Genomic DNA, 20,244 nt, shown 5'->3' on the forward strand with positions numbered 1-20,244 from the left:
CTCACGCTGAGGCGAACTATCGACCGTGGGCCGAGGGGACGATCGGGCCCGCAGTGCGGTTGGGCAGCATGCCGTTTGCAGCGAGCGTTTCGTCTGCATCCTTGTACCAGGTGCCGATGCGGTAGATTTGGCGCGCCTCTTTGCCGGTCGCAATTTCGCGGCCCAACTCTTTAGCCACACGCACGGTTTGCTTGACCTGATCCACTGAGCCGAAGCGCTGGCCATGTTGACCAATGATGGTGTCTTCGTTGCCGCAGCGCGGGTGCAAACCCATGGCCAATGCCATCATGTTGAACGGCAGCACATTCTTGAGCAGAGACTCGGCGGTCAATGTGCAAGCTTGCGGGACACGCTGTACGAAGTTCATGAAGTTGAACGGATTGGGCCCCTCAAATCCTCCACCTACCCCGATCCAGGTCAAATTCAAAGGACCGGTGTAGAGGCCTTTGCGCACCAGGCGCTGCAGGGTTTCCAGCGCGTGGATACCCGTTAACTGGAAGTGCGGCTGAATCCCGGAGGCCTGCAGGCGGCGCAGGTGCTCTGCCACCCAGGCAGGCCCTGCGGGCACTGTCATTTCGCTATAGGCTGCGCCGAGTAGCGGATTGCCCAGCGAAGTGCCCTCGATGTATTCGGGATAGAGCAACTCCATGATGTTCATCTGCGTGGTGTTGATCGCTACCGTTACCTGGTCGGGTTTCGGATCAAGGTCTGCCAGCATGTGGCGCGTGTCATCGGACAGCCACTTGGCAGCCTGGCCATCGTTTTCCGGGGCGAATGAAATCGAACCGCCGACCTGGATGATCATGTCCGGCACAGCCTCGCGCACACCGGCGATCAGCTCGTTGAATTTGGACAGGCGTTTCGATCCCTTGCCATCAAGTTCCCGCACATGCAGGTGCAGCACAGTGGCGCCAGCGTCGTAACACTCGACTGCCTTTTCGATGTGTTCTGCCATGGTGACAGGGATATCTTCCGGGAAGTCCTCAGGCATCCACTCGGGACCGTACGGGGCGACGGTAATAACTACTTTTTCCTGGTTTTCCGGGTGCAGCGAATCGTCTAGAAATTGCATTTTCTATCTCACTGTCAGCTAGTTGGATCGGATTGGAAAAAAGCTGTGTCTGCCCGTTCAGTAAGGCCGGTCACCGATGATCGTGGCGCGGTCCATCTGGCGATGGCACGGCGGGTAATCCATCACGGCGTAATGCTGGGTGCAGCGGTTGTCCCAGATGGCCATGCTGTTTTTCTTCCAGCGCCAGCGCACTTGATATTCAGGGATGTACGCCTGGCTGATCAGGTATTGCAGCAGGTCACCACCCGCCTGGTTGCAGTCCTGTCCGTAACGCACACGTTCCTTGGTGTGGTAATTCACGAAGTGCGTCGCAAAGGCATTGACGAACAGCACCTTTTCGCCGGTTTCAGGGTGAATGCGCACGACTGGATGCTCTGCATCCGGAAACTGGGCCTTCAGCGCATGGCGTTTTTCACGCGGCATCGCCGCGCCGAAACTCGACTGGATGCTATGACTGGCAATCAGGTCGCCGATCTGCGCCTTGACCTGATCCGGCAAGTTGTCATAGGCCAACACCATATTCGCCCACATCGTGTCACCGCCGACTGGCGGGCACTCCACGCAACGCAGTACGGCCCCCATGGGCGGTGCCTGGCGCCAGGTCGCATCGGTATGCCAAGTGTTCTCGTAGCGATCGAGCGGGACGTCCGGGCGCTTGTAGATTTGCACCAGGCCGGGCGCCTCGGGGTCGGTCGGCGCTACCGGGTGGTCCTCCAGATCGCCAAAGCGGCGTGCAAAGCTCGCATGCTCAGCCCGGGTAATGTCCTGATCACGCAAAAACAGCACCCGATGCTTGATCAACGCTTCGCGGATAAGCCCGAACACTTCATCGTCGTGGATGGCGTCGGCGACATTGACATCGATCAGCTCGGCACCGATGGAACAGGTCAGTTGTTCAACTCGCATGGCGACCTCCTCAGATCACAAAAATCGAGGAGCCTGTGGTTTTGCGCGCTTCCAGATCGCGATGGGCCTGCACCGCGTCCTGTAGCGCGTAACGCTGGTTGATCGGGATGTTGATGCGACCGGCTGCAACATGACCGAAGATTTCCGCAGCGAGTGCGGCCTTTTCCACCGGGTCGACGATGTAATCAGCCAGCGCCGGGCGGGTCAGGAAAGGTGAACCCTTGGTGGCAAGGATTTGCGGATCAAAGCCTGAGACCGGGCCGGAGGCGAAGCCCAGGCAAACGACCAGACCGCGCCGCTTGACCGAATTCAAAGAGGCGTCGAAGGTGTCTTTCCCCACGCTGTCGATCACCACGTTGACGCCAACGCCATCGGTCAATTCACGGACCCGCGCGGCCACGTCTTCGTGGCTGTAGTTGATCGTATGGTCACAACCATGGGCCCGCGCAATCTCGGCCTTGGCTTCGCTCGATACGGTGCCGATAACCGTCACACCGAGTAGCTTGGCCCACTGCGACACAATCAGTCCAACACCGCCAGCCGCCGCATGCATGAGGATGGTGTCGCCCGCTTTGAAGTCATGGATGCGACGCATCAGATAGGACGACGTCAGCCCGCGCATGGTCATCCCCGCCGCTGTTTCGCACGAAATGGAGTCGGGCAGCTTGATCAAGGGCGCCGCGGGTATCAGGCGCTCGGTGCTATAGGCGCCCAATGTGTTAAGGAAGCCGGTGTAGGTGACACGATCGCCGACCGCAACATTACTCACCCCTTCGCCAACGGCCTGGACTACGCCTGCGCCTTCCACGCCCATGCCGGCGGGAAGCGGCATCGGGTACAACCCGGAACGGAAATAGGTGTCGGCAAAATTCAGGCCCACCGCTTCATGACGCAATCGAACTTGCCCTGGACCCGGATCGCCAACCTCCATTTCTTCCCAGCGCAAAACATCCGGACCACCTGTTTCATTCATACGAATAACGTGTGCCAAATTGATTCTCCTCGAATACGAAATGCCGAATGTTTGCGCTCAATATCAGTGTGCTTAGCGCCACTCGTAGAAAAAGTATCCGCGAATGGCCTTTGTTGGACTTGACATTTCGGGGTATTTTTTTTACATCTCGAGGCAAAAATGGAGTTCCAATGCCGAGTTTGCTTAGAAGTTCAAGCCTGACGAATTTTATCGACGTTGCGATCTCCGTCGGACTCGACCCCTATCGACAGTTGCGCAAGGCAGGCATCACCGATGCCGCGTTGATGGACCCAAGCATCATGATCCCGGCGAAATCGGTCATGCACTTGCTGGAAGACTCAGCGTATGCGGCGAAGGTCGAAGACTTTGGCCTGCGCATGGGCCAAACCCGCCAGCTGGAAAACCTCGGTCCCCTGGCCATTGCCCTGCGCGAGGAGCAGACGCTGCGCAAAGCCTGGCAATCGTTGACACGTCGTCTCGGGCTCACCAACGAATCAATGGACTTGAGCATTGAAGAAGCCAACGGCGTGGCGATTTTCAGGCAGGAACTCACGGACAATATGGGGGGATCGGTAAGACAAGCCACCGAACTCGTCACGTGCGTGATTTTCCGAACGTTGAAACAACTGCTTGGCCCCACCTGGAAGCCTCGCAGTGTCTGTTTCACGCACCAGGCGCCAGTCAATCTGGCGATGCACCGGCATGTGTTTGGACCATCGGTTCGGTTCAATCATGAATTCGACGGCATCGTATTGGCCACCACCGATTTGGATGCAGCGATCCAGTCGTATGACCCATTGATTGCGCGCCATGCCCGGGAATTCCTCGACGCCAAACTGGCCCAGTCCGACGTGACGATGCCTGACAAGGTGCGCAAACTGGTCTTCGCGCTATTGCCAACGGGCGAGTGCGTAGCCGAAAAACTGGCCCAGCAGCTTGGCGTGGACCGCAAGACCCTGTATCGCCACCTCGCCCATCACAATCAAACCTACTCATCCATTGTCGATGACGTTCGGGTCGATCTGGTAAACCGCTATGTCGTGAACCGCGAGCGACCGCTTTCAGAAGTCGCCATTCTTCTGGGCTTTTCTTCCTTGAGTGCCTTTTCCAGATGGTTCTCGGGTCGCTTTGGTTGCAGTGTGACGACATGGCGTCGGGAGAAGCAAAAAGCGTAGCCAACGAAAAAGGGCCTACCGCGAAAACGGTAGGCCCTTGATATTCATGGTGCCCGAAGCCGGAATCGAATAACACCTATTTTGACCCATTTTTTGGCCTCGAAATCACTCTAATCAATGTGGAGAAAAGGCTTGTTTCCCACCATTACCGTACAACCTGCAAGCGGCCTTATGCGCTCATTTCGGAGCGCTCTCCAAGAGGTAACCTTCGACACTTTCCATGGAAAGGGCTTCAAGCAGCACCTGCTCCAGGATGACAAAAAAACATTTGATGTGAGCCTGTTTCAATGCCTGCGGCCGGGTCACCAGATAGACCTCCATATCTGGAAGTTGGAGATCCGGGAACAACCCGATCAGATCCTTCGCCAGAATACGGGGCAGCACCGCCACGCCCATACCTCGCCTCACCGATTCGAGCTGAACCGCGAACGAGCTCACGGTGATCTGCGTGCGGTCCAACCCCGCGGCCTTTGCCACCCGCATTTGCGGCAACATGTCCAGCGGAGGAAGCAAGCCAATATTGACCGCAGTGGCCGGAGTCAGCCCTGGAAACCGCTTCAGATAACCTGCATCGGCGAAGACACCGTAAGCGAGCCTGCCTATGGAGCGATAAATCAGCGACGGTTCGCCCAGATGAGTCGTGCGTACAGCAATGTCTGCGACGCCGCGGACGATCTTGTGAAAGTCGGCTGTTACCAGCAACTCCACCGAGCATCGCGGATGCAGAGTGGTGAAGCGACTCGCGGCCTCCAGCATGCAAGACGAGAACCCCTCTCCTGCACTGACCACGACACTGCCAGACAGCTCTGTGTGTAACTCGGACATGCCCGTAACGGTTTGACGCCTCAAGCCCGCTTCTGCAGCCAGGGCAACGTCCACGAGGGATTGGCCTCGCGGGGTCAACCTGCATCCTTCAACTCCCCGCTCGACGAGTGGCTCGCCAAGTGCGCCTTCAAGTTGGGTCAGCCGTCGCGCCACAGTAGACGCAGCGACCCCCAGCAATTGGCCGGCCTGAAGAAAGCTGCCACGTCGCGAGACTGCCAACAGCAGGCGAAGATCGTCCCAATTTGCTTGCAAAGCCATGCTTCATATCTTCCCTGATCCGCAAATTTGCAAATCCATTATGCAGCAGTCGCTGTTTTTCGGCAGAGGCGTCAACGGTATATCTACACCCCCTCGAAAAGAATGGAATGGACTGTATGACTACTGGCCCCAACGACTATGCGGAACGCGCCGCCAGCGCCTTTAATCGCCGAGATCTGGAGTCGATGCTTGCGCTGGTTTCCGAAGACTTCGTCTACTTCGATGGTATGGGGATACAAACCGGTCGCGAAACCATGCACAAGCGAGAGCGCGCATTAATCGAAGCGTTCCCCGATGCCAAGGTGACCTTGAGCCCTTTTATCGTCACTGACGATCGTTTGGCACTGACCGCCCTCCTGACCGGCACCTTCACTGCACCATTAGTGCTGTCGGACCGGGTGATTCCACCCCATGGACGCCACATTGCCGCGTACTACGCCGCACACTTCACCTTCAGAGACGGGTTGGCCATACGTGAAGAGGCCTTCTTCGACAGTGCGGTGTTGATGCCGTTAGCCGATCAGAGTGAGGGTTGACACATGCATAACACATTCGTCACTGGCGCGACCGGCTTGTTGGGCAACAACCTGGTGCGCGAATTGGTCGCTCGTGGCTGCGTGGTTAAAGCCCTGGTCCGCTCAAGAGCCAAAGGTGAACAACAGTTCAAGCATTTGCCGGGTGTGGAACTGGTGGTGGGTGACATGGCCGATGTCGACGCGTTCGCAGTGTCGCTGCAAGGCTGCGATACGGTATTCCACACCGCAGCGTTCTTTCGCGACAACTACAAGGGCGGCAGCCACTGGGAAGAACTCGAAAAGATTAATGTGTCCGGTACACGGAACCTGCTTGGTCAGGCCTACCGCGCTGGTATACGACGGTTCATCCATACGTCTTCCATTGCCGTGCTCGACGGAGCTCCCGGCACGTCAATTGATGAAACCTGTCTGCGGGCCGACGCCGATGCGGATGACTATTACCGCAGCAAGATCCTCGCCGACCGTATCGTCCTGTCGTTCCTGGAAGTCCATCCCGAGATGCATGCCTGCATGGTCCTGCCTGGCTGGATGTGGGGTCCTGCCGACATTGGTCCGACCTCCTCGGGACAGTTGGTCAACGATGTCGTACGCGGTAAATTGCCCGGACTGATCCCTGGTAGTTTCTCCGTTGTCGATGCCCGCGATGTGGCATTGGCGCAGATTGCCGCCGCCAGACATGGACGGCGAGGCGAGTGCTATCTCGCGGCGGGTCGGCATATGACCATGCGAGAGCTGGTGCCCGTTCTTGGGCGTATCGCAGGCGTCAAGACACCCGTTCGACAACTGCCGCTGCCCTTTCTGTACACCTTGGCAGTTGTGCAAGAGATCTACGCGCGTATTACCGGCAAGCCCATTCTGCTGAGCATGGCCACGTTGCGCCTGTTGGTACGAGAAAAGGACCGCACCTGTTTCAACCACGGCAAGAGTGAACGAGAGCTTGACCTAAGTTTCCGGGCGCTGGAGCAAACAATCACCGACACCGTGGCGTGGTACCGTGATCACGGTTGGTTTGATAAACACCAGGACAAGGACGTAAACAGACAGTGAGCAGAAAAATAATCCTGATGCGTCACGGCCAGCCAAAGCTGGACGCAACCGACAAAATGTCAGCGCTCGATATGAAAGACTGGATCGAACAATACGACCGATCCGAAATTACCGACCAACCCGTCCCGGATGCCAGCAAGCAACTCGCCGCAATCGCCACGGTGATTGTCTCGAGCAACGCGCCTCGTGCGCTGACTTCCGTCCAGGCTCTGGGCCTGAAGCCCGCCTTCGTCGACGCGCTATTCCGTGAAGCGCCACTGCCTTATGGTCACTGGAAACTGCCACGGCTATCGCCGTTTACCTGGGCATTTATCCTTCGAGTCTTATGGTTGTGTGGTTACTCACGCAGAGTCGAATCCGTCGGCATTGCGAGGATGCGTGCCCGCACGGCAGCTCAACGACTTCAGTCCCTTGCCAGCGAAGGACCGGTTCTGCTGCTCGGTCATGGCTTTATGAATCGAATGATCGCCAGACAACTGGAGGCAGATGGATGGACTCGCCAAAAACGTAACGGCAGCCAATATTGGAGTGCGACGGTGTATCAAAATGGCGGTGTTTAAGAGGTGAGAGTTTCTGCTTTATAGAGATCGGTGCCCTCCCTCCTTCAAAACTGACCAGGCTGAAATTTGTATAGTTGCAATGGCATGCGAATGTAGTGGTACTTGGCCTGCGAAAAGCTGAAACAGGAGGGGCTCTTCATTTTAAGGAAGGTGAATCTCCTCATAATCGGTTCAAATCACTCGTTTCGTTCCACTGGGACGTCCGCAAACGGCCACCCCTTACTCTGAGTCTGCTAAAGGTCGACCGCAGCGCTCCGCGTAGGTAGACGCGACATTTAATTATGACGTCTAGGCGGGTGAATTCGGGGAATCGGCCTTTGAGTTCAAGGGCCAAACCACAACGGTTACCCGCATTCTTCGCCCTTCCCCGATAAATTGGCCCAAGAATTGGCCAGCCATCTCAGCCGCCCTGCCGGCGAAATCCCAGCACAAGATCACACCCCAATGATGCAGCAGTGCTAACGGAAACAGGCCTATTTGACTGGCCAGCGGGTTACCGACACTCGATTGTTGGATGAGCGAGACGTTCGCGAAGGTCAGATATGGGTGCTGCAGGGCAATACAAACGCAAAGCGGCGAATTGAAATCACTGGCGAGCTAAGGGTTTTGATTGATCGAATCATGTCCCGGAAGTCAGAACACAAGGTCCGCTCGACGCGGTTGATCGTTAGAGGATGGCACACCAATGTCGGTGGCGATGCTACGGGGGAGATTTGACTTGGCCAGGGAAGCGGCCGGGGTCGAAAAGTCCGAGTTCCAAATGCGCGACTTGCAGGCTAAAGCCGGTACGGACAAAGCCGAATCAAGCCGCGATATTTTGTAGGCTAGGGATCAACTTGGGCATACGATCGTCGTAATGACGAGTCTCGCCAACCAAGTGAATTGCGGACCAATCCAATAATTGCGGACCAGAAACGAACAAGGGCTTGCTTAGCTTCCGCTCGCAAACCCTTGAAATATATGGTGCCCGAAGCCGGAATCGAACCGGCACGCCCTTACGAGCGGGGGATTTTAAGTCCCATGCGTCTACCAGTTTCGCCATTCGGGCGGTAGCGCGGTGAAGCAGAGGGGGGAATATATACATCCCGACCGAGTGAAGCAAGTTTGCAACGGTGTTTTTCGAACACTGCCCGCAGTCGGCTGCAAAAAAAAAAGCGCCTTAAATCATGCATCTACGGTGATTTTCTACAGCATCTCGCAGAATCGATAGCGCACTTGCACCCAAGGCATCACGAAAACGACATTATCTCCCAATGTTTCAAAAGCCAGCGCAACCCCACCTTTCCAGTGCGCCCGCTCGCTGCCATGCCAGACAACCCCGAAACCTGATCTATGCTGGTGCCAGCAGCGCCGCTGTTTGGCTTAGCAATGCGGCGCTACCCACATTATCCTTACCCCTTTCATGAACCCGTTTGAATTGGCGTGGGCAGGCTGCTGCGGTCGCCATTTAAGGCCTTAATGTATGACGTCTTCCACGAAGCACGCACCCGATGCCCCCCAGCGCAGAGAGTTGACCCCCAGTACCCTGGACTTTCCTGTGGTAGGCATCGGCGCTTCCGCCGGCGGGCTTCAGGCCGTGAAGTCATTTTTTCAACACATGCCCGATGACAGCGGCATGGCCTTCGTGGTGATTCTTCATTTGTCACCGGATCACCACAGCATCGTCGACCGGATCATTCAGGATGTCACTGCGATGCCGGTGCTGCAGGTGACCGAAACGACTGATATCAAGAAGAACACCGTCTACGTCATCCCGCCCGCGCACCACCTGGCGATGAGCGATGGCCACCTGTCGGTGACATCGACCGATCGACACCCTGGCTTGAACATCGCCATCGACCTGTTCTTCAGGGACCTGGCGGATGTGCACAAGGAACGCGCCTTTTGCCTGGTGCTTTCGGGCACCGGTTCTGATGGCGCGGTGGGGTTGTCGCGAATCAAGGAACAAGGCGGCGTCACGTTGGTGCAGGCACCCGAAGATGCCGAGTTCGACGGCATGCCTCGCGCCGCCATCGACACCCGGATGGTCGACCTGGTGCTGCCGGTGGTGCAAATGCCGGAAAAGCTGCTGGAGCTATGGCGCAACTCGCAAGCCATTCGCCTGCCGAACGCCAACGATCCTGACGCCAGTATCGGCCCGGCTCCCGGCGAGCGCGACGCCGCCGTCGCGGAACAACGGCTGCAGGACATACTGCTACAACTGCGGGCAGGCACTGGCCATGACTTCAAGCACTACAAGCGCGCGACGGTGCTGCGCCGCATCGAGCGACGCTTGCAAGTGACCGCGCAACCGGATCTGGCCGCCTATTACCAGTACCTGCAGGCTCATCCGCAAGAAACCAGGGAACTGCTGTGCGACATGCTGATCGGCGTGACCAATTTCTTTCGCGACCGCGAAGCCTTCCAGGCGCTGGAGCGCGATGTCGTACCGAGCCTGCTCAAATCGTTGGGGCCACAGCGTGACGAGATCCGCGTCTGGTCGGCGGGCTGCTCGACGGGCGAAGAAGCCTATAGCCTGGCGATGATGTTGACCGAACAGCTGGCGCAGCATGACAGCCCCGCCAAGCTGCAAGTCTTCGCCACGGATATCGATGACCGGGCCATCGCCTTCGGCCGCAACGGCGTCTATCCCGAAGCGATCGCAACCGACGTCCCGCCGTCATACATGCGCCAGTACTTCAGCCGCGAACAACAGCACTTTCGCGTGCGCAAGGAAGTCCGCGAGAAAGTGCTGTTCGCCAAGCACAGCCTGTTGCTGGACCCGCCGTTTTCGCAAATCGACCTGATCGTCTGCAGGAACCTGCTGATTTACCTCGACCGCGACGTACAACGCGACATCATGCAAATGTTCCATTTTGCCTTGCGCCCGGGCGGCTACCTGTTCCTGGGGACCTCCGAGTCCGCTGACGCTTGCCTGGACCTGTTCACCCCCGTGGACAAACGCAACCGCATCTTTCGCGCCAAGAGTGGCCTGACCCATACCCGACGGGCACCGGCCATGCCTCGCGGTGGCTACGTGCGCACGACCATCGCCAGCAGCCCCGTCGTCGCTCAATCCGCACGCAAGACGTCCTATGCCGATATCCATTTGCGCGCCCTGGAAAAGGCCGCGCCGCCGAGCATCATCGTCGATGCCAATGCCAATATCCTGCACATCACCGAAGGTGCTGGGCGCTTCCTGCGTTATGTGGCGGGCGAGTTGTCGCGCAACTTGCTGACGCTGGCCCATCCGGACCTGCGACTGGAGATCCGCACCACGCTGTTTCAGGTGCAGCAGGCCGGCACGCCAGCGACCTCGCGCAAAGTGCGAATCGAGCGTGAGCGGCGCAGCTATCTGGTCGACCTGACCGCTCACCCCTACAAGGACGACGAGACCGAAAACGAATACGTCCTGGTGATCTTTGAGGAGCGCGAAGTCGAGCCTCAGGACTCGCTCGCCAGCGTCTCTGGCCAGACCGAAAACCGGATGTTGAGCAATCTCGAACAAGAGCTGCAACGTACCAAGCTGCATTTGCAGGAGACCATCGAGCAATCGGAGGTCTCCAGCGAAGAGCTCAAGGCGTCCAACGAAGAAATGCAGGCCATCAACGAGGAGTTGCGTTCAGCTACCGAAGAGCTGGAGACCAGCAAGGAAGAGCTGCAGTCGATCAACGAGGAACTGCTGACGGTCAACTACGAGCTCAAAACCAAGGTTGAAGAAACCGACAAGATCAACGACTACCTTTCCAACCTGATTACCTCCACCGACATCGCCACGGTGTTCGTCGATCGCAACATGCGCATCCGCTGGTTCACCCCCAGGGCCACGGACATCTTCAGCATGCTGCCGGTCGACACCGGGCGCTCGTTGATGGACATCACCCACCGCCTCGATTACCCGCAGATGGCGGAGGACGCGGCGACCGTCTTCGAATCGCTGAACATGATCGAGCGCGAGGTCAGCAGCAACGACCAACGCTGGTACATCGCCCGATTGCTGCCCTATCGTTCCAGCGAGGATCATATCGACGGCACGGTGCTGACCTTCATCGACATCAGCAAGCGGCGCGCCGCCGAAGACGAGCTGCGCCTGGGTGAGGAACGCATGCGTCTGGTGGCGCAAAGCACCCACGACTTCGCGATCATCATTCTCGACGAGCATGGTGTGATTACCGACTGGAACACCGGCGCGCAGCTGATTTTCGGTTACGCCAAGGACGAAGTGCTCGGCGCCTGCTATGACCTGATCTTCACTCCCGAGGACCGCGCCGAGGGCGTGCCTGAAGCCGAACTTGCGGCGGCACGCAAACATGGGCGCGGCGAAGACGAGCGCTGGCACTTGCGCAAGGACGGCAGCCGCTTCTATTGCAGTGGCGAAGTCGCCTTGCTCAAGGGGGAAAGCCTGCAGGGCTACGTGAAGATTGCCCGCGACCTCACCGGTCACAAGCGCATGCACGACCAACAAAGCCAGCAACTGGCCGACACCCGGACCAGCAGTCACCTCAAGGACGAGTTCTTTGCCGTGATGTCCCACGAACTCAAGCACCCGCTCAATCTCATCCAGCTCAATGCCGAACTGCTGCGGCGCCTGCCGATGACCAAATCCGCCGGGCCGGCCATGAAAGCCGTGAACACCATCTGCGATGCGGTCGCCAGCCAGGCGCGGATCATCGACGACCTGCTGGACGTCGCCCGGGTACGCACCGGCAAGCTCAAGCTGAAAAAACAGGCAGTGGACCTGGGACGAATTCTCCAGGATATCTACACCGTGGTGATCAATGACCAGCATCCGTGCGAGGTCACGCTGCAGCTGCCCCAGCCTCCCAAGCCGCCCCTGGTGGTCGATGCCGACAGCACACGCCTGGAGCAGATCATCTGGAACCTGCTCAACAATGCACTGAAGTTCACGCCCAGGGATGGCCGCATCGAGCTGATCGCCCATCGTGTCGAGAACATGGCGCAACTGGACGTCATCGACAGCGGCGTGGGGCTCGAGCAGGACAATCTGCACAAGGTGTTCGATCTCTTCAGCCAGGCGGACAACCAGCATGCCAGCCATCAGCGCGAAGGCCTGGGCATTGGCCTGTCTTTGGTGCGGCAACTGGTGGAAGCCCACGGCGGTTCGGTGAATGTACATTCCGCAGGCCTGGGACGGGGATGCAGGTTTACCGTCCTGTTGCCACTGTGCCAGGCGCCACAGCACGCCAACGAGCAACCGCATGGGCCGGGTGAGTCGGGGCGACTGATCGGCCAGAAAGTGCTGCTGGTGGAAGACTCCAAGGACGTCATGGAAGTCCTGCAGACGTTGCTGGAAATGGAGGATGCTCACGTCGATGCCTTCAGCGATCCGCACAAGGCCCTGAAAGCGGCCAGGGACAGCAGCTACGACGTGATCATCTCGGACATCGGCATGCCGCTCATGAATGGCCACGAACTGATGCATGCCATTCGCCAGATCGCCCATCTCAAGCACACACCGGCCATTGCCTTGACGGGCTATGCCACCAGCAGCGACGAGAAAAAAGCCAGGCAATCGGGTTTCAATTACCACGTGAGCAAGCCAGTGTCCCACGATGACTTCCTCGACATCATTGGCGAGGCCTGTCATTCACGGCGCTTTTGAAACGCCCAAAAAAGCAATCGGCCCGGTACGTCAAAGGCACCCGGGCTAAGGCGATGAACCTGAGAGCACCGAAGGTATCCGGTGCCCAGCGTCATCGTTGACGACCATCGCGCGCAAGCTTCGCGCCTACAAGGCCGGCTATCAAGCGGCCTCGCAATCCTCAATACCTTCTCGAGCGGAGCCCGTCAGGCGCTCCGCGGTCTTCTGACGAACAAAAATCAACCATGTGTCGACAATATAGTTGCATTAAGCGAATTATCCTTTTAGATTTCGCATCTAAATAGCAATGTGTCGACAATCAATGATTTTATAGTTTTGCAGGAGCAGGTTCTTTTCGGCGCTGCCACGGGTGGTCACCCTCGGTGAAAACCGAATCCCTGCTTTTGCTTTTTTCCCGGGAATGGACTGTCCCACTACCCCACCTCGCGTGCCATTACCCCCGCAGGAGATTGCCGTGCTCCAAGCCTATGACCGTCACGTACAAGAGCGCGCCGAGGAAGGCTTGCCGCCCCTCGCGCTGAACGCCGAACAAACCGCAGGCCTGGTCGAGCTGCTGAAAAATCCCCCGGTGGGTAAAGAGACAGTCCTCGTCGACCTGATCACCCATCGCGTGCCGCCAGGCGTGGATGAAGCGGCCTATGTCAAGGCAGGCTTCCTGTCCGCCATCGCCAAGGCCGAAGCCAGATCCCCCCTGATCGACAAGCAGCGCGCTGTAGAACTGCTGGGCACCATGCAAGGTGGCTACAACATCGCCACCTTGGTCGAACTGCTAGACGATGCAGAATTGGCCGCCGTTGCCGCCGGACAACTGAAGCACACCCTGCTGATGTTCGACGCCTTCCATGACGTCGCTGCAAAAGCCAAGGCTGGCAACCCGCATGCCCAAGCCGTAGTGCAATCCTGGGCTGACGGCGAGTGGTTCACCGCCCGCCCGGCCATCGAAGAAAAGTACAGCTTGAGTGTGTTCAAGGTGCCAGGCGAAACCAACACCGACGACCTGTCCCCTGCCCCGGACGCCTGGTCGCGCCCGGACATCCCCTTGCACGCCCGGGCCATGCTGAAAATGGCCCGTGACGGCATCGTGCCGCAAGAGCCTGGCGCCATTGGCCCGCTCAAGCAGATCGACGCCGTCAAGGCCCAGGGTTTCCCGGTGGCCTACGTCGGTGACGTGGTAGGTACCGGCTCCTCGCGAAAATCGGCGACCAACTCCGTGCTGTGGTTCTTCGGCGACGACATCCCGTACGTACCGAACAAACGCGCCGGTGGTTTCTGCTTCGGTAACAAGATTGCCCCGATCTTCTACAACACCATGGAAGACGCCGGCGCACTGCCGATCGAGTTCGATGTTTCGAAACTGCACATGGGCGACGTGATCGACGTCTACCCGCACGCCGGCAAAGTCTGCAAGCACGGCACCCAAGACGTTATCACCACCTTCGAATTGAAGACCCCGGTGCTGTTGGACGAAGTACGCGCTGGCGGCCGTATCCCTCTGATCATCGGACGTGGCCTGACCGAGAAAGCCCGCGCCGAGCTGGGCCTGCCTCCTTCGGACCTGTTTAAAACGCCTGAAGCACCGGTTCAAAGCACCAAGGGTTTCACCTTGGCGCAGAAAATGGTCGGCAAGGCGTGTGGCGTGACCGGCATCCGCCCGGGCACCTACTGCGAACCGAAAATGACCACCGTCGGCTCCCAGGACACCACAGGCCCCATGACCCGTGACGAGCTCAAAGACCTGGCGTGCCTGGGCTTCTCGGCTGAGCTGGTGATGCAGTCGTTCTGCCACACCGCGGCGTACCCCAAGCCTGTGGATGTGAAAACCCATCACACCCTGCCGGACTTCATGCGCACCCGCGGCGGCGTTTCGTTGAAAGTTGGCGACGGCATCATCCACAGCTGGCTCAACCGCATGCTGCTACCGGATACCGTCGGCACCGGTGGCGACTCCCACACCCGTTTTCCGATCGGCATCTCGTTCCCGGCCGGTTCCGGGCTGGTCGCCTTCGCCGCCGCCACCGGCGTCATGCCGCTGGACATGCCGGAGTCGGTGCTGGTGCGCTTCAAGGGTAAGCTGCAACCAGGTATCACCCTGCGTGACCTGGTGCATGCCATCCCCTATTACGCCATCCAGCAAGGTCTGCTGACTGTCGAGAAGAAAGGCAAGATCAACGCCTTCTCCGGACGCATCCTGGAAATCGAAGGCCTGGACGAACTGACCGTCGAACAAGCCTTCGAACTGTCCGATGCCTCGGCTGAACGCTCCGCCGCAGGCTGCACCATCAAGCTGCCTGAAAAGGCCATTGCCGAGTACCTGCGCTCGAACATCACCTTGCTGCGCTGGATGATCAGCACAGGCTACGGCGATGCACGCACCCTGGAGCGTCGTGCACAAGCAATGGAAGCCTGGCTGGCCAACCCTGAGCTGCTGGAAGCGGACGAGGACGCCGAATACGCCGAGATCATCGAGATCGACCTGGCCGACATCAAGGAGCCGGTACTCTGCGCACCGAACGACCCGGACGACGCTCGCCTGCTGTCGACCGTTCAGGGCCAGGTCATTGACGAAGTGTTCATCGGCTCCTGCATGACCAACATCGGTCACTTCCGCGCTGCCGGCAAGCTGCTGGAAAAGGTCAAGGGCAGCCTCCCTACCCGACTATGGCTGGCCCCGCCAACCAAGATGGACGCTCACCAACTGACCGAGGAAGGCTACTACGGCATTTACGACAAGGCCGGTGCGCGCATGGAAATGCCAGGCTGCTCGCTGTGCATGGGCAACCAGGCGCGAGTGCAGACCGGCTCGACCGTGGTCTCGACGTCGACCCGCAACTTTCCGAACCGACTGGGTGACGCCACGAACGTCTACCTGGCCTCGGCCGAGCTGGCCGCCGTGGCCTCGATCCTGGGCAGGCTGCCAACCTTCGAAGAGTACATGGAGTACGCGAACAACATCGACAGCATGGCGGCCGACGTTTACCGCTACCTCAGCTTCGATCAAATCGCCGAGTACCGTGAAGCGGCAGTGAACAGTCATATCCCGGTCGTCCAAGCGTAGCGCGTAATAGGCTTGGTCTTCAAAGCGCCGACAACCCTGTCGGCGCTTTGCTGATGAGCGCACCTTTTGGGACACTCATTTGTGGCCGCTTTGATGGGTTGCGGAACACATGCCAAAAATTGCGGAAACTTTCACTTTCCCGAGGGCAATAAAAAACCCCGTAGATCATTGATCTACGGGGCTATTTATAGTGGAGGCCGAGGTCGGAATCGAACCGGCGTAGGCGGATTTGCAATCCGCTGCATAACCATTTTGCTACTCGGCCTCAAAACATCTGCTGTCAGTAGCGCGACATCAAATGCGTAAAACTTGGAGCGGGAAACGAGACTCGAACTCGCGACCCCGACCTTGGCAAGGTCGTGCTCTACCAACTGAGCTATTCCCGCGTCTTGGTGTGGCGCATTCTATAGAATCCAGAAGCCCCGTCAACCCCTTGATTCAAAAAAGTTTTATTTCTTTTCCACGTCAGTCTTCAGATGCGGCCAGGCAGCCCGCAAGTACTGAACCATGGACCACAATGTCAGGCCGGCGGAGACCATCAGCAAGGCGTAACCCATCAAGACCCAGAAGCTGAAATCCGACGGATTGCCCAGCAGGATTACCAGCGCCAGCATTTGCGCGGCGGTTTTCCATTTGCCCAGGTTCGATACGGCCACGTGCGCACGGGCGCCGAGCTCGGCCATCCATTCGCGCAAGGCCGAGACCACGATCTCGCGACCGATGATCACCGCGGCCGGCAGCGTGAGCCACAGGTTGCCGTGTTCCTGGACCAGCAACACCAGGGCGACGGCGACCATGAGCTTGTCGGCCACCGGGTCGAGGAAAGCCCCGAACGGCGTGCTTTGTTCCAGGCGTCGGGCCAGGTATCCGTCCAGCCAGTCAGTGGCGGCGGCGAAGGCGAAGACCGAGGCTGACGCCAGGTAACTCCATTGGTATGGCAGGTAGAACAGCAAAATGAAGATCGGTATGAGCAGGACGCGTAGAACGGTAATCAGATTAGGGATATTCATCGGCACAACTGGCTACGAGGTGAGGGGGCATTCTACTCGCTGTGCAGATTTGCATAAATCAACTCTGCGAGCTTTTTACTGATCCCGGGGGCTTTGGCGATTTCTTCGATGCTGGCACGAGACAGCTCCTGCAATCCACCAAAATGTTTGAGCAAATCGCGCCGGCGTGTCGGCCCGACCCCTGCAACGCCTTCAAGCGTCGAGGTGCGCCGGGTTTTGCCGCGTCGCGCACGGTGCCCGGTAATCGCAAAACGGTGGGCTTCGTCGCGAATCTGCTGGATCAGGTGCAGCGCGGGGGAATCACCGCGCAAGGTGAATTCGTGGGCGGCGTCGTTGAGGTACAGGGTTTCGAAACCGGCCTTGCGCGTCGCACCCTTGGCGACGCCGAGCAGGATCAGGTCGGGGACCGCCAGCTCGTCGAGCACGTCACGGGCCATCGATAGCTGGCCCTTGCCGCCATCGACCAGCAGGATGTCCGGCAACTTGCCCTCCCCGTCCTTGAGCTTGCTGAAGCGCCGGGTCAGCGCCTGGTGCATGGCGGCATAGTCATCGCCCGCCGTGACACCTTCAATGTTATAGCGCCGGTAATCGGACTTGATCGGGCCTTCGGGGCCGAACACTACGCATGAGGCTACGGTCGCCTCCCCGCTGGAGTGACTGATGTCATAGCACTCGAGGCGCTGGGGTGGCTCGTCCAGCTTGAGCACTTCGGCCAGGGCCTCGAACCGCGCGGCAACGTGTTGTCGGTTGGCCAGGCGCGCGCCCAGGGCCTGCTCGGCATTGGTCACCGCCAATTGCTGCCAGCGCGCACGCGTACCGCGCACTCGGTGGCTGATGGTCAGTTCGCGACCGCGCAGCTCGTCAATGGCTGCAATCAGTGTCGGAAAATCTTCGTGGACCACATTGACGATCAGCTCGCTCGGCAAGTCGCGTTCAGGACTGCTGACGTAGTACTGGCCAAGAAACGCCGCCATGACTTCAGACACGTCTTCTTCAATGCCCACCTGCGGGAAGAAGTTCTTGCTGCCCAGTACTCGCCCGCCGCGCACGCTGATCAGGTGAACACAGGCGCCGCCCGGGTTGACGAACGCGGCGATGACATCGACGTCGCCCGTACCGCCTTCCATGCTTTGTTGATCCTGGACCCGGCGCAGCAGCGAAATCTGGTCGCGCAGTTCGGCGGCACGTTCGAACTCGAGGTTGATCGCCGCCTCTTCCATGGCCGCGGACAACTCGTCGCTCAACGCATTGCTGCGACCTTCGAGGAACATCACCGAATGTCGCACGTCTTCGGCATATACCTGTGGGTCGACCAGGCCGACACAAGGCGCCTTGCAGCGCTTGATCTGGTATTGCAGGCAAGGCCGCGTGCGGTTCTTGTAATAGCTGTCTTCGCACTGGCGAACGAAAAAGGTCTTTTGCAACAGGCTCAGGCTTTCGCGAATCGCACCGGCGCTCGGATAGGGGCCAAAATATTTGCCCTTGGCCTTCTTCGCCCCGCGGTGGATGCTCAAGCGCGGAAACTGGCCATCGGAGAGAAAGACATAAGGGTAGGATTTGTCGTCGCGCAGCAGGATGTTGTACGGCGGACGCCACTCCTTGATCAGCGTCTGCTCGAGCAGCAAGGCCTCGGTTTCATTGGCCGTGATAGTCGTTTCGACCTGGGCGATACGCGCAACCAGCGCAGCGGTCTTGGGCGCCAGGCCGGTTTTGCGAAAGTAGCTCGACAAGCGATTCTTGAGGTTCTTGGCCTTGCCGACATAGAGCAGGCGCGCATCGCTGTCGAACATGCGATAGACACCGGGGCGCCCGCTGACCGTTGACAGGAACGCGCTTGGATCGAAGGTTTCAGTCATTTTCAGAGGCTGGCATCAACCATGCCGTGTCGCACCGCCAACAGCGTCAACTCGACATCGCTGCTGATCGAAAGCTTTTCGAAAATGCGGTATCGGTAGGTGTTCACGGTTTTCGGGGACAGGCACAACTTGTCGGAAATGATCTGGACTTTCTGGCAGCCGACGATCATCAAGGCGATCTGGATTTCCCGCTCCGACAGGGCATCAAAGGGCGAGTCGTTGGTCGGCTGGAAAGACTTGATCGCCAGTTGCTGGGCAATTTGCGGGCTGATGTAGCGCTGCCCGGCAAACACCAGGCGGATGGCCTGGACCATTTCCGGCAGCCCGGCGCCCTTGGTCAGGTAGCCCGCCGCCCCGGCTTGCAACAGCCGCGTGGGAAACGGGTCTTCCTCGCACACGGTCACCGCAACGACCTTGATGTCGGGATGGCTGCGCAACAATTTGCGAGTGGCTTCAAGACCGCCGATGCCCGGCATCTTGACGTCCATCAAGACCACATCGGGTTTCAACTCACGCGCCTTGAGCAGGGACTCTTCCCCGGACTCTGCCTGGCCGACTACTTGCAGGCCATCGATGTCAGCCAGCATTCGCGTAATGCCTGTGCGAACGAGATCATGGTCATCGACTACTAGCACCCTAATCAAGCAGACACCTCGCGATATGATCTTATTTGGAATGCCCGCCACCTTAGCAAAAAGCAACTGGCAGACCTAGCGCCAAGCGCTATATAAAAAGTTTCCATTCGTCTTGCAGGGCTTGTCGGCAGCGTGTTTCAGCATGTCGCAAAGCAGACTTCACGCTCCATGCGCAGGAAACACTCGTCTTTGCCCACCACCTTAAAGCCCTTGCGTTCGTATAAGGCCCGCGCCGGATTATTTTCAAAAACGGTCAGGCGCAAGCACTGGCGCCCCTCCCTGCACGCCAGTGCCACTACTTGATCGATTACCCAGGAACCGACCCCCTGCCCTCGAAACGCCTGGCCAACATGCAGTTCGCGGATGTAAAGCGCCCTGGCATCCCGACTGAGACTGACGAACCCCAATTGACGTTCGCCGTGCACCATTACCCGATTGTCACGCCCGGCCCAGGCGACATCGAACGCTTCGTCCAGCCACACTAGATCGTGCTGGATGTAATAGCGCAGCATGTTGACGCACGTCAGGTTCCGGGCGAAATCGAGGTCGCAGTCCATTGCCCGGCGCCAGTCGAGATCCGGCAAGCCGCGGCGAACATCAGGTAATGGCGTCATGCTCGATCCTGGGAGGGTGGGTTGTTTTCAAAAACAGGGAGTGTGTGCCACAAGCGCACGGGCACTCAAGCGATAGAAATCGCCTTTGATGATCGATAGCATTTTCTGATTGAAACCTCG

General features: G+C 58.6%; 14 protein-coding genes, 3 tRNA genes and 1 pseudogene. 7 read left to right on the forward strand and 11 right to left on the reverse strand.

What is annotated here, in order from left to right; all coding sequences use genetic code 11:
- Positions 1 to 16: 16 nt before the first annotated feature.
- From PSUM_RS06140 to PSUM_RS06150, 3 genes are read right to left on the reverse strand one after another with little or no spacing between them, the layout of a single operon-like run.
- Positions 17 to 1,072, reverse strand: a complete 1,056-nt coding sequence (locus PSUM_RS06140) for a beta-keto acid cleavage family enzyme (RefSeq protein WP_033040775.1) — start codon at positions 1,070 to 1,072, stop codon at positions 17 to 19.
- 57 nt (positions 1,073 to 1,129) lie between these two features.
- Complete coding sequence (locus tag PSUM_RS06145; RefSeq protein WP_020799100.1) at positions 1,130 to 1,978, reverse strand: TauD/TfdA dioxygenase family protein; 849 nt, start codon at positions 1,976 to 1,978, stop codon at positions 1,130 to 1,132.
- A 10-nt stretch (positions 1,979 to 1,988) separates the two neighbouring features.
- The gene (locus PSUM_RS06150; protein ID WP_020799101.1) at positions 1,989 to 2,969 is read right to left on the reverse strand and encodes a quinone oxidoreductase family protein; all 981 of its coding nucleotides are present in this window, start codon (positions 2,967 to 2,969) and stop codon (positions 1,989 to 1,991) included.
- A gap of 29 nt (positions 2,970 to 2,998) precedes the next feature.
- Between PSUM_RS06150 and PSUM_RS06155 the strand changes: the two genes are divergently transcribed.
- Positions 2,999 to 4,126, forward strand: coding sequence for an AraC family transcriptional regulator (locus PSUM_RS06155; RefSeq protein WP_231989915.1), 1,128 nt, complete (start codon positions 2,999 to 3,001; stop codon positions 4,124 to 4,126).
- 177 nt (positions 4,127 to 4,303) lie between these two features.
- Here PSUM_RS06155 and PSUM_RS06160 read toward each other — a convergent pair whose 3' ends face one another.
- Entirely contained in the window at positions 4,304 to 5,209 is a 906-nt protein-coding gene (locus PSUM_RS06160; protein WP_083349213.1) for a LysR family transcriptional regulator, read from the reverse strand.
- 116 nt (positions 5,210 to 5,325) lie between these two features.
- Between PSUM_RS06160 and PSUM_RS06165 the strand changes: the two genes are divergently transcribed.
- The 4 genes and pseudogenes from PSUM_RS06165 to PSUM_RS32095 all read left to right on the forward strand — a co-directional run.
- Entirely contained in the window at positions 5,326 to 5,745 is a 420-nt protein-coding gene (locus PSUM_RS06165) for an ester cyclase (RefSeq protein WP_020799104.1), read from the forward strand.
- 3 nt (positions 5,746 to 5,748) lie between these two features.
- Entirely contained in the window at positions 5,749 to 6,792 is a 1,044-nt protein-coding gene (locus PSUM_RS06170) for an SDR family oxidoreductase (RefSeq protein ID WP_020799105.1), read from the forward strand.
- A 17-nt stretch (positions 6,793 to 6,809) separates the two neighbouring features.
- Positions 6,810 to 7,352: a histidine phosphatase family protein gene (locus PSUM_RS06175; protein WP_080725261.1), complete on the forward strand. Its 543-nt coding sequence runs from the start codon at positions 6,810 to 6,812 to the stop codon at positions 7,350 to 7,352.
- 474 nt (positions 7,353 to 7,826) lie between these two features.
- Positions 7,827 to 8,172: pseudogene (locus tag PSUM_RS32095) on the forward strand (tyrosine-type recombinase/integrase); the annotation flags it as partial.
- Positions 8,173 to 8,313: 141 nt separating this feature from the next.
- Here the strand turns inward: PSUM_RS32095 and PSUM_RS06185 are convergent.
- Positions 8,314 to 8,400 (reverse strand) — tRNA-Leu (locus PSUM_RS06185).
- Positions 8,401 to 8,814: 414 nt separating this feature from the next.
- Here PSUM_RS06185 and PSUM_RS06190 point away from each other — a divergent pair.
- The gene (locus PSUM_RS06190; RefSeq protein ID WP_083349214.1) at positions 8,815 to 12,954 is read left to right on the forward strand and encodes a CheR family methyltransferase; all 4,140 of its coding nucleotides are present in this window, start codon (positions 8,815 to 8,817) and stop codon (positions 12,952 to 12,954) included.
- A 454-nt stretch (positions 12,955 to 13,408) separates the two neighbouring features.
- A complete protein-coding gene (gene acnB / locus PSUM_RS06195) occupies positions 13,409 to 16,009 on the forward strand; it encodes a bifunctional aconitate hydratase 2/2-methylisocitrate dehydratase (RefSeq protein ID WP_020798987.1) in 2,601 nt (866 codons plus the stop codon).
- A 191-nt stretch (positions 16,010 to 16,200) separates the two neighbouring features.
- Here the strand turns inward: acnB and PSUM_RS06200 are convergent.
- The 6 genes from PSUM_RS06200 to PSUM_RS06225 form a co-directional block, all read right to left on the reverse strand.
- Positions 16,201 to 16,274 (reverse strand) — tRNA-Cys (locus tag PSUM_RS06200).
- A 45-nt stretch (positions 16,275 to 16,319) separates the two neighbouring features.
- A tRNA-Gly gene (locus tag PSUM_RS06205) sits at positions 16,320 to 16,395 on the reverse strand.
- A gap of 63 nt (positions 16,396 to 16,458) precedes the next feature.
- Positions 16,459 to 17,019, reverse strand: a complete 561-nt coding sequence (gene pgsA / locus PSUM_RS06210) for a CDP-diacylglycerol--glycerol-3-phosphate 3-phosphatidyltransferase (protein ID WP_020798850.1) — start codon at positions 17,017 to 17,019, stop codon at positions 16,459 to 16,461.
- Positions 17,020 to 17,051: 32 nt separating this feature from the next.
- The gene (gene uvrC, locus PSUM_RS06215) at positions 17,052 to 18,875 is read right to left on the reverse strand and encodes an excinuclease ABC subunit UvrC (RefSeq protein ID WP_020798849.1); all 1,824 of its coding nucleotides are present in this window, start codon (positions 18,873 to 18,875) and stop codon (positions 17,052 to 17,054) included.
- Between the two features lie 2 nt (positions 18,876 to 18,877).
- The gene (gacA, locus tag PSUM_RS06220) at positions 18,878 to 19,519 is read right to left on the reverse strand and encodes a response regulator transcription factor GacA (RefSeq protein WP_008015884.1); all 642 of its coding nucleotides are present in this window, start codon (positions 19,517 to 19,519) and stop codon (positions 18,878 to 18,880) included.
- Positions 19,520 to 19,647: 128 nt separating this feature from the next.
- Positions 19,648 to 20,124, reverse strand: a complete 477-nt coding sequence (locus tag PSUM_RS06225) for a GNAT family N-acetyltransferase (protein ID WP_083349215.1) — start codon at positions 20,122 to 20,124, stop codon at positions 19,648 to 19,650.
- Positions 20,125 to 20,244 lie beyond the last annotated feature (120 nt).

The sequence above is a fragment of the Pseudomonas umsongensis genome, assembly GCF_002236105.1.
In the GTDB taxonomy this organism is placed as follows: Bacteria; Pseudomonadota; Gammaproteobacteria; order Pseudomonadales; family Pseudomonadaceae; genus Aquipseudomonas; species Aquipseudomonas umsongensis.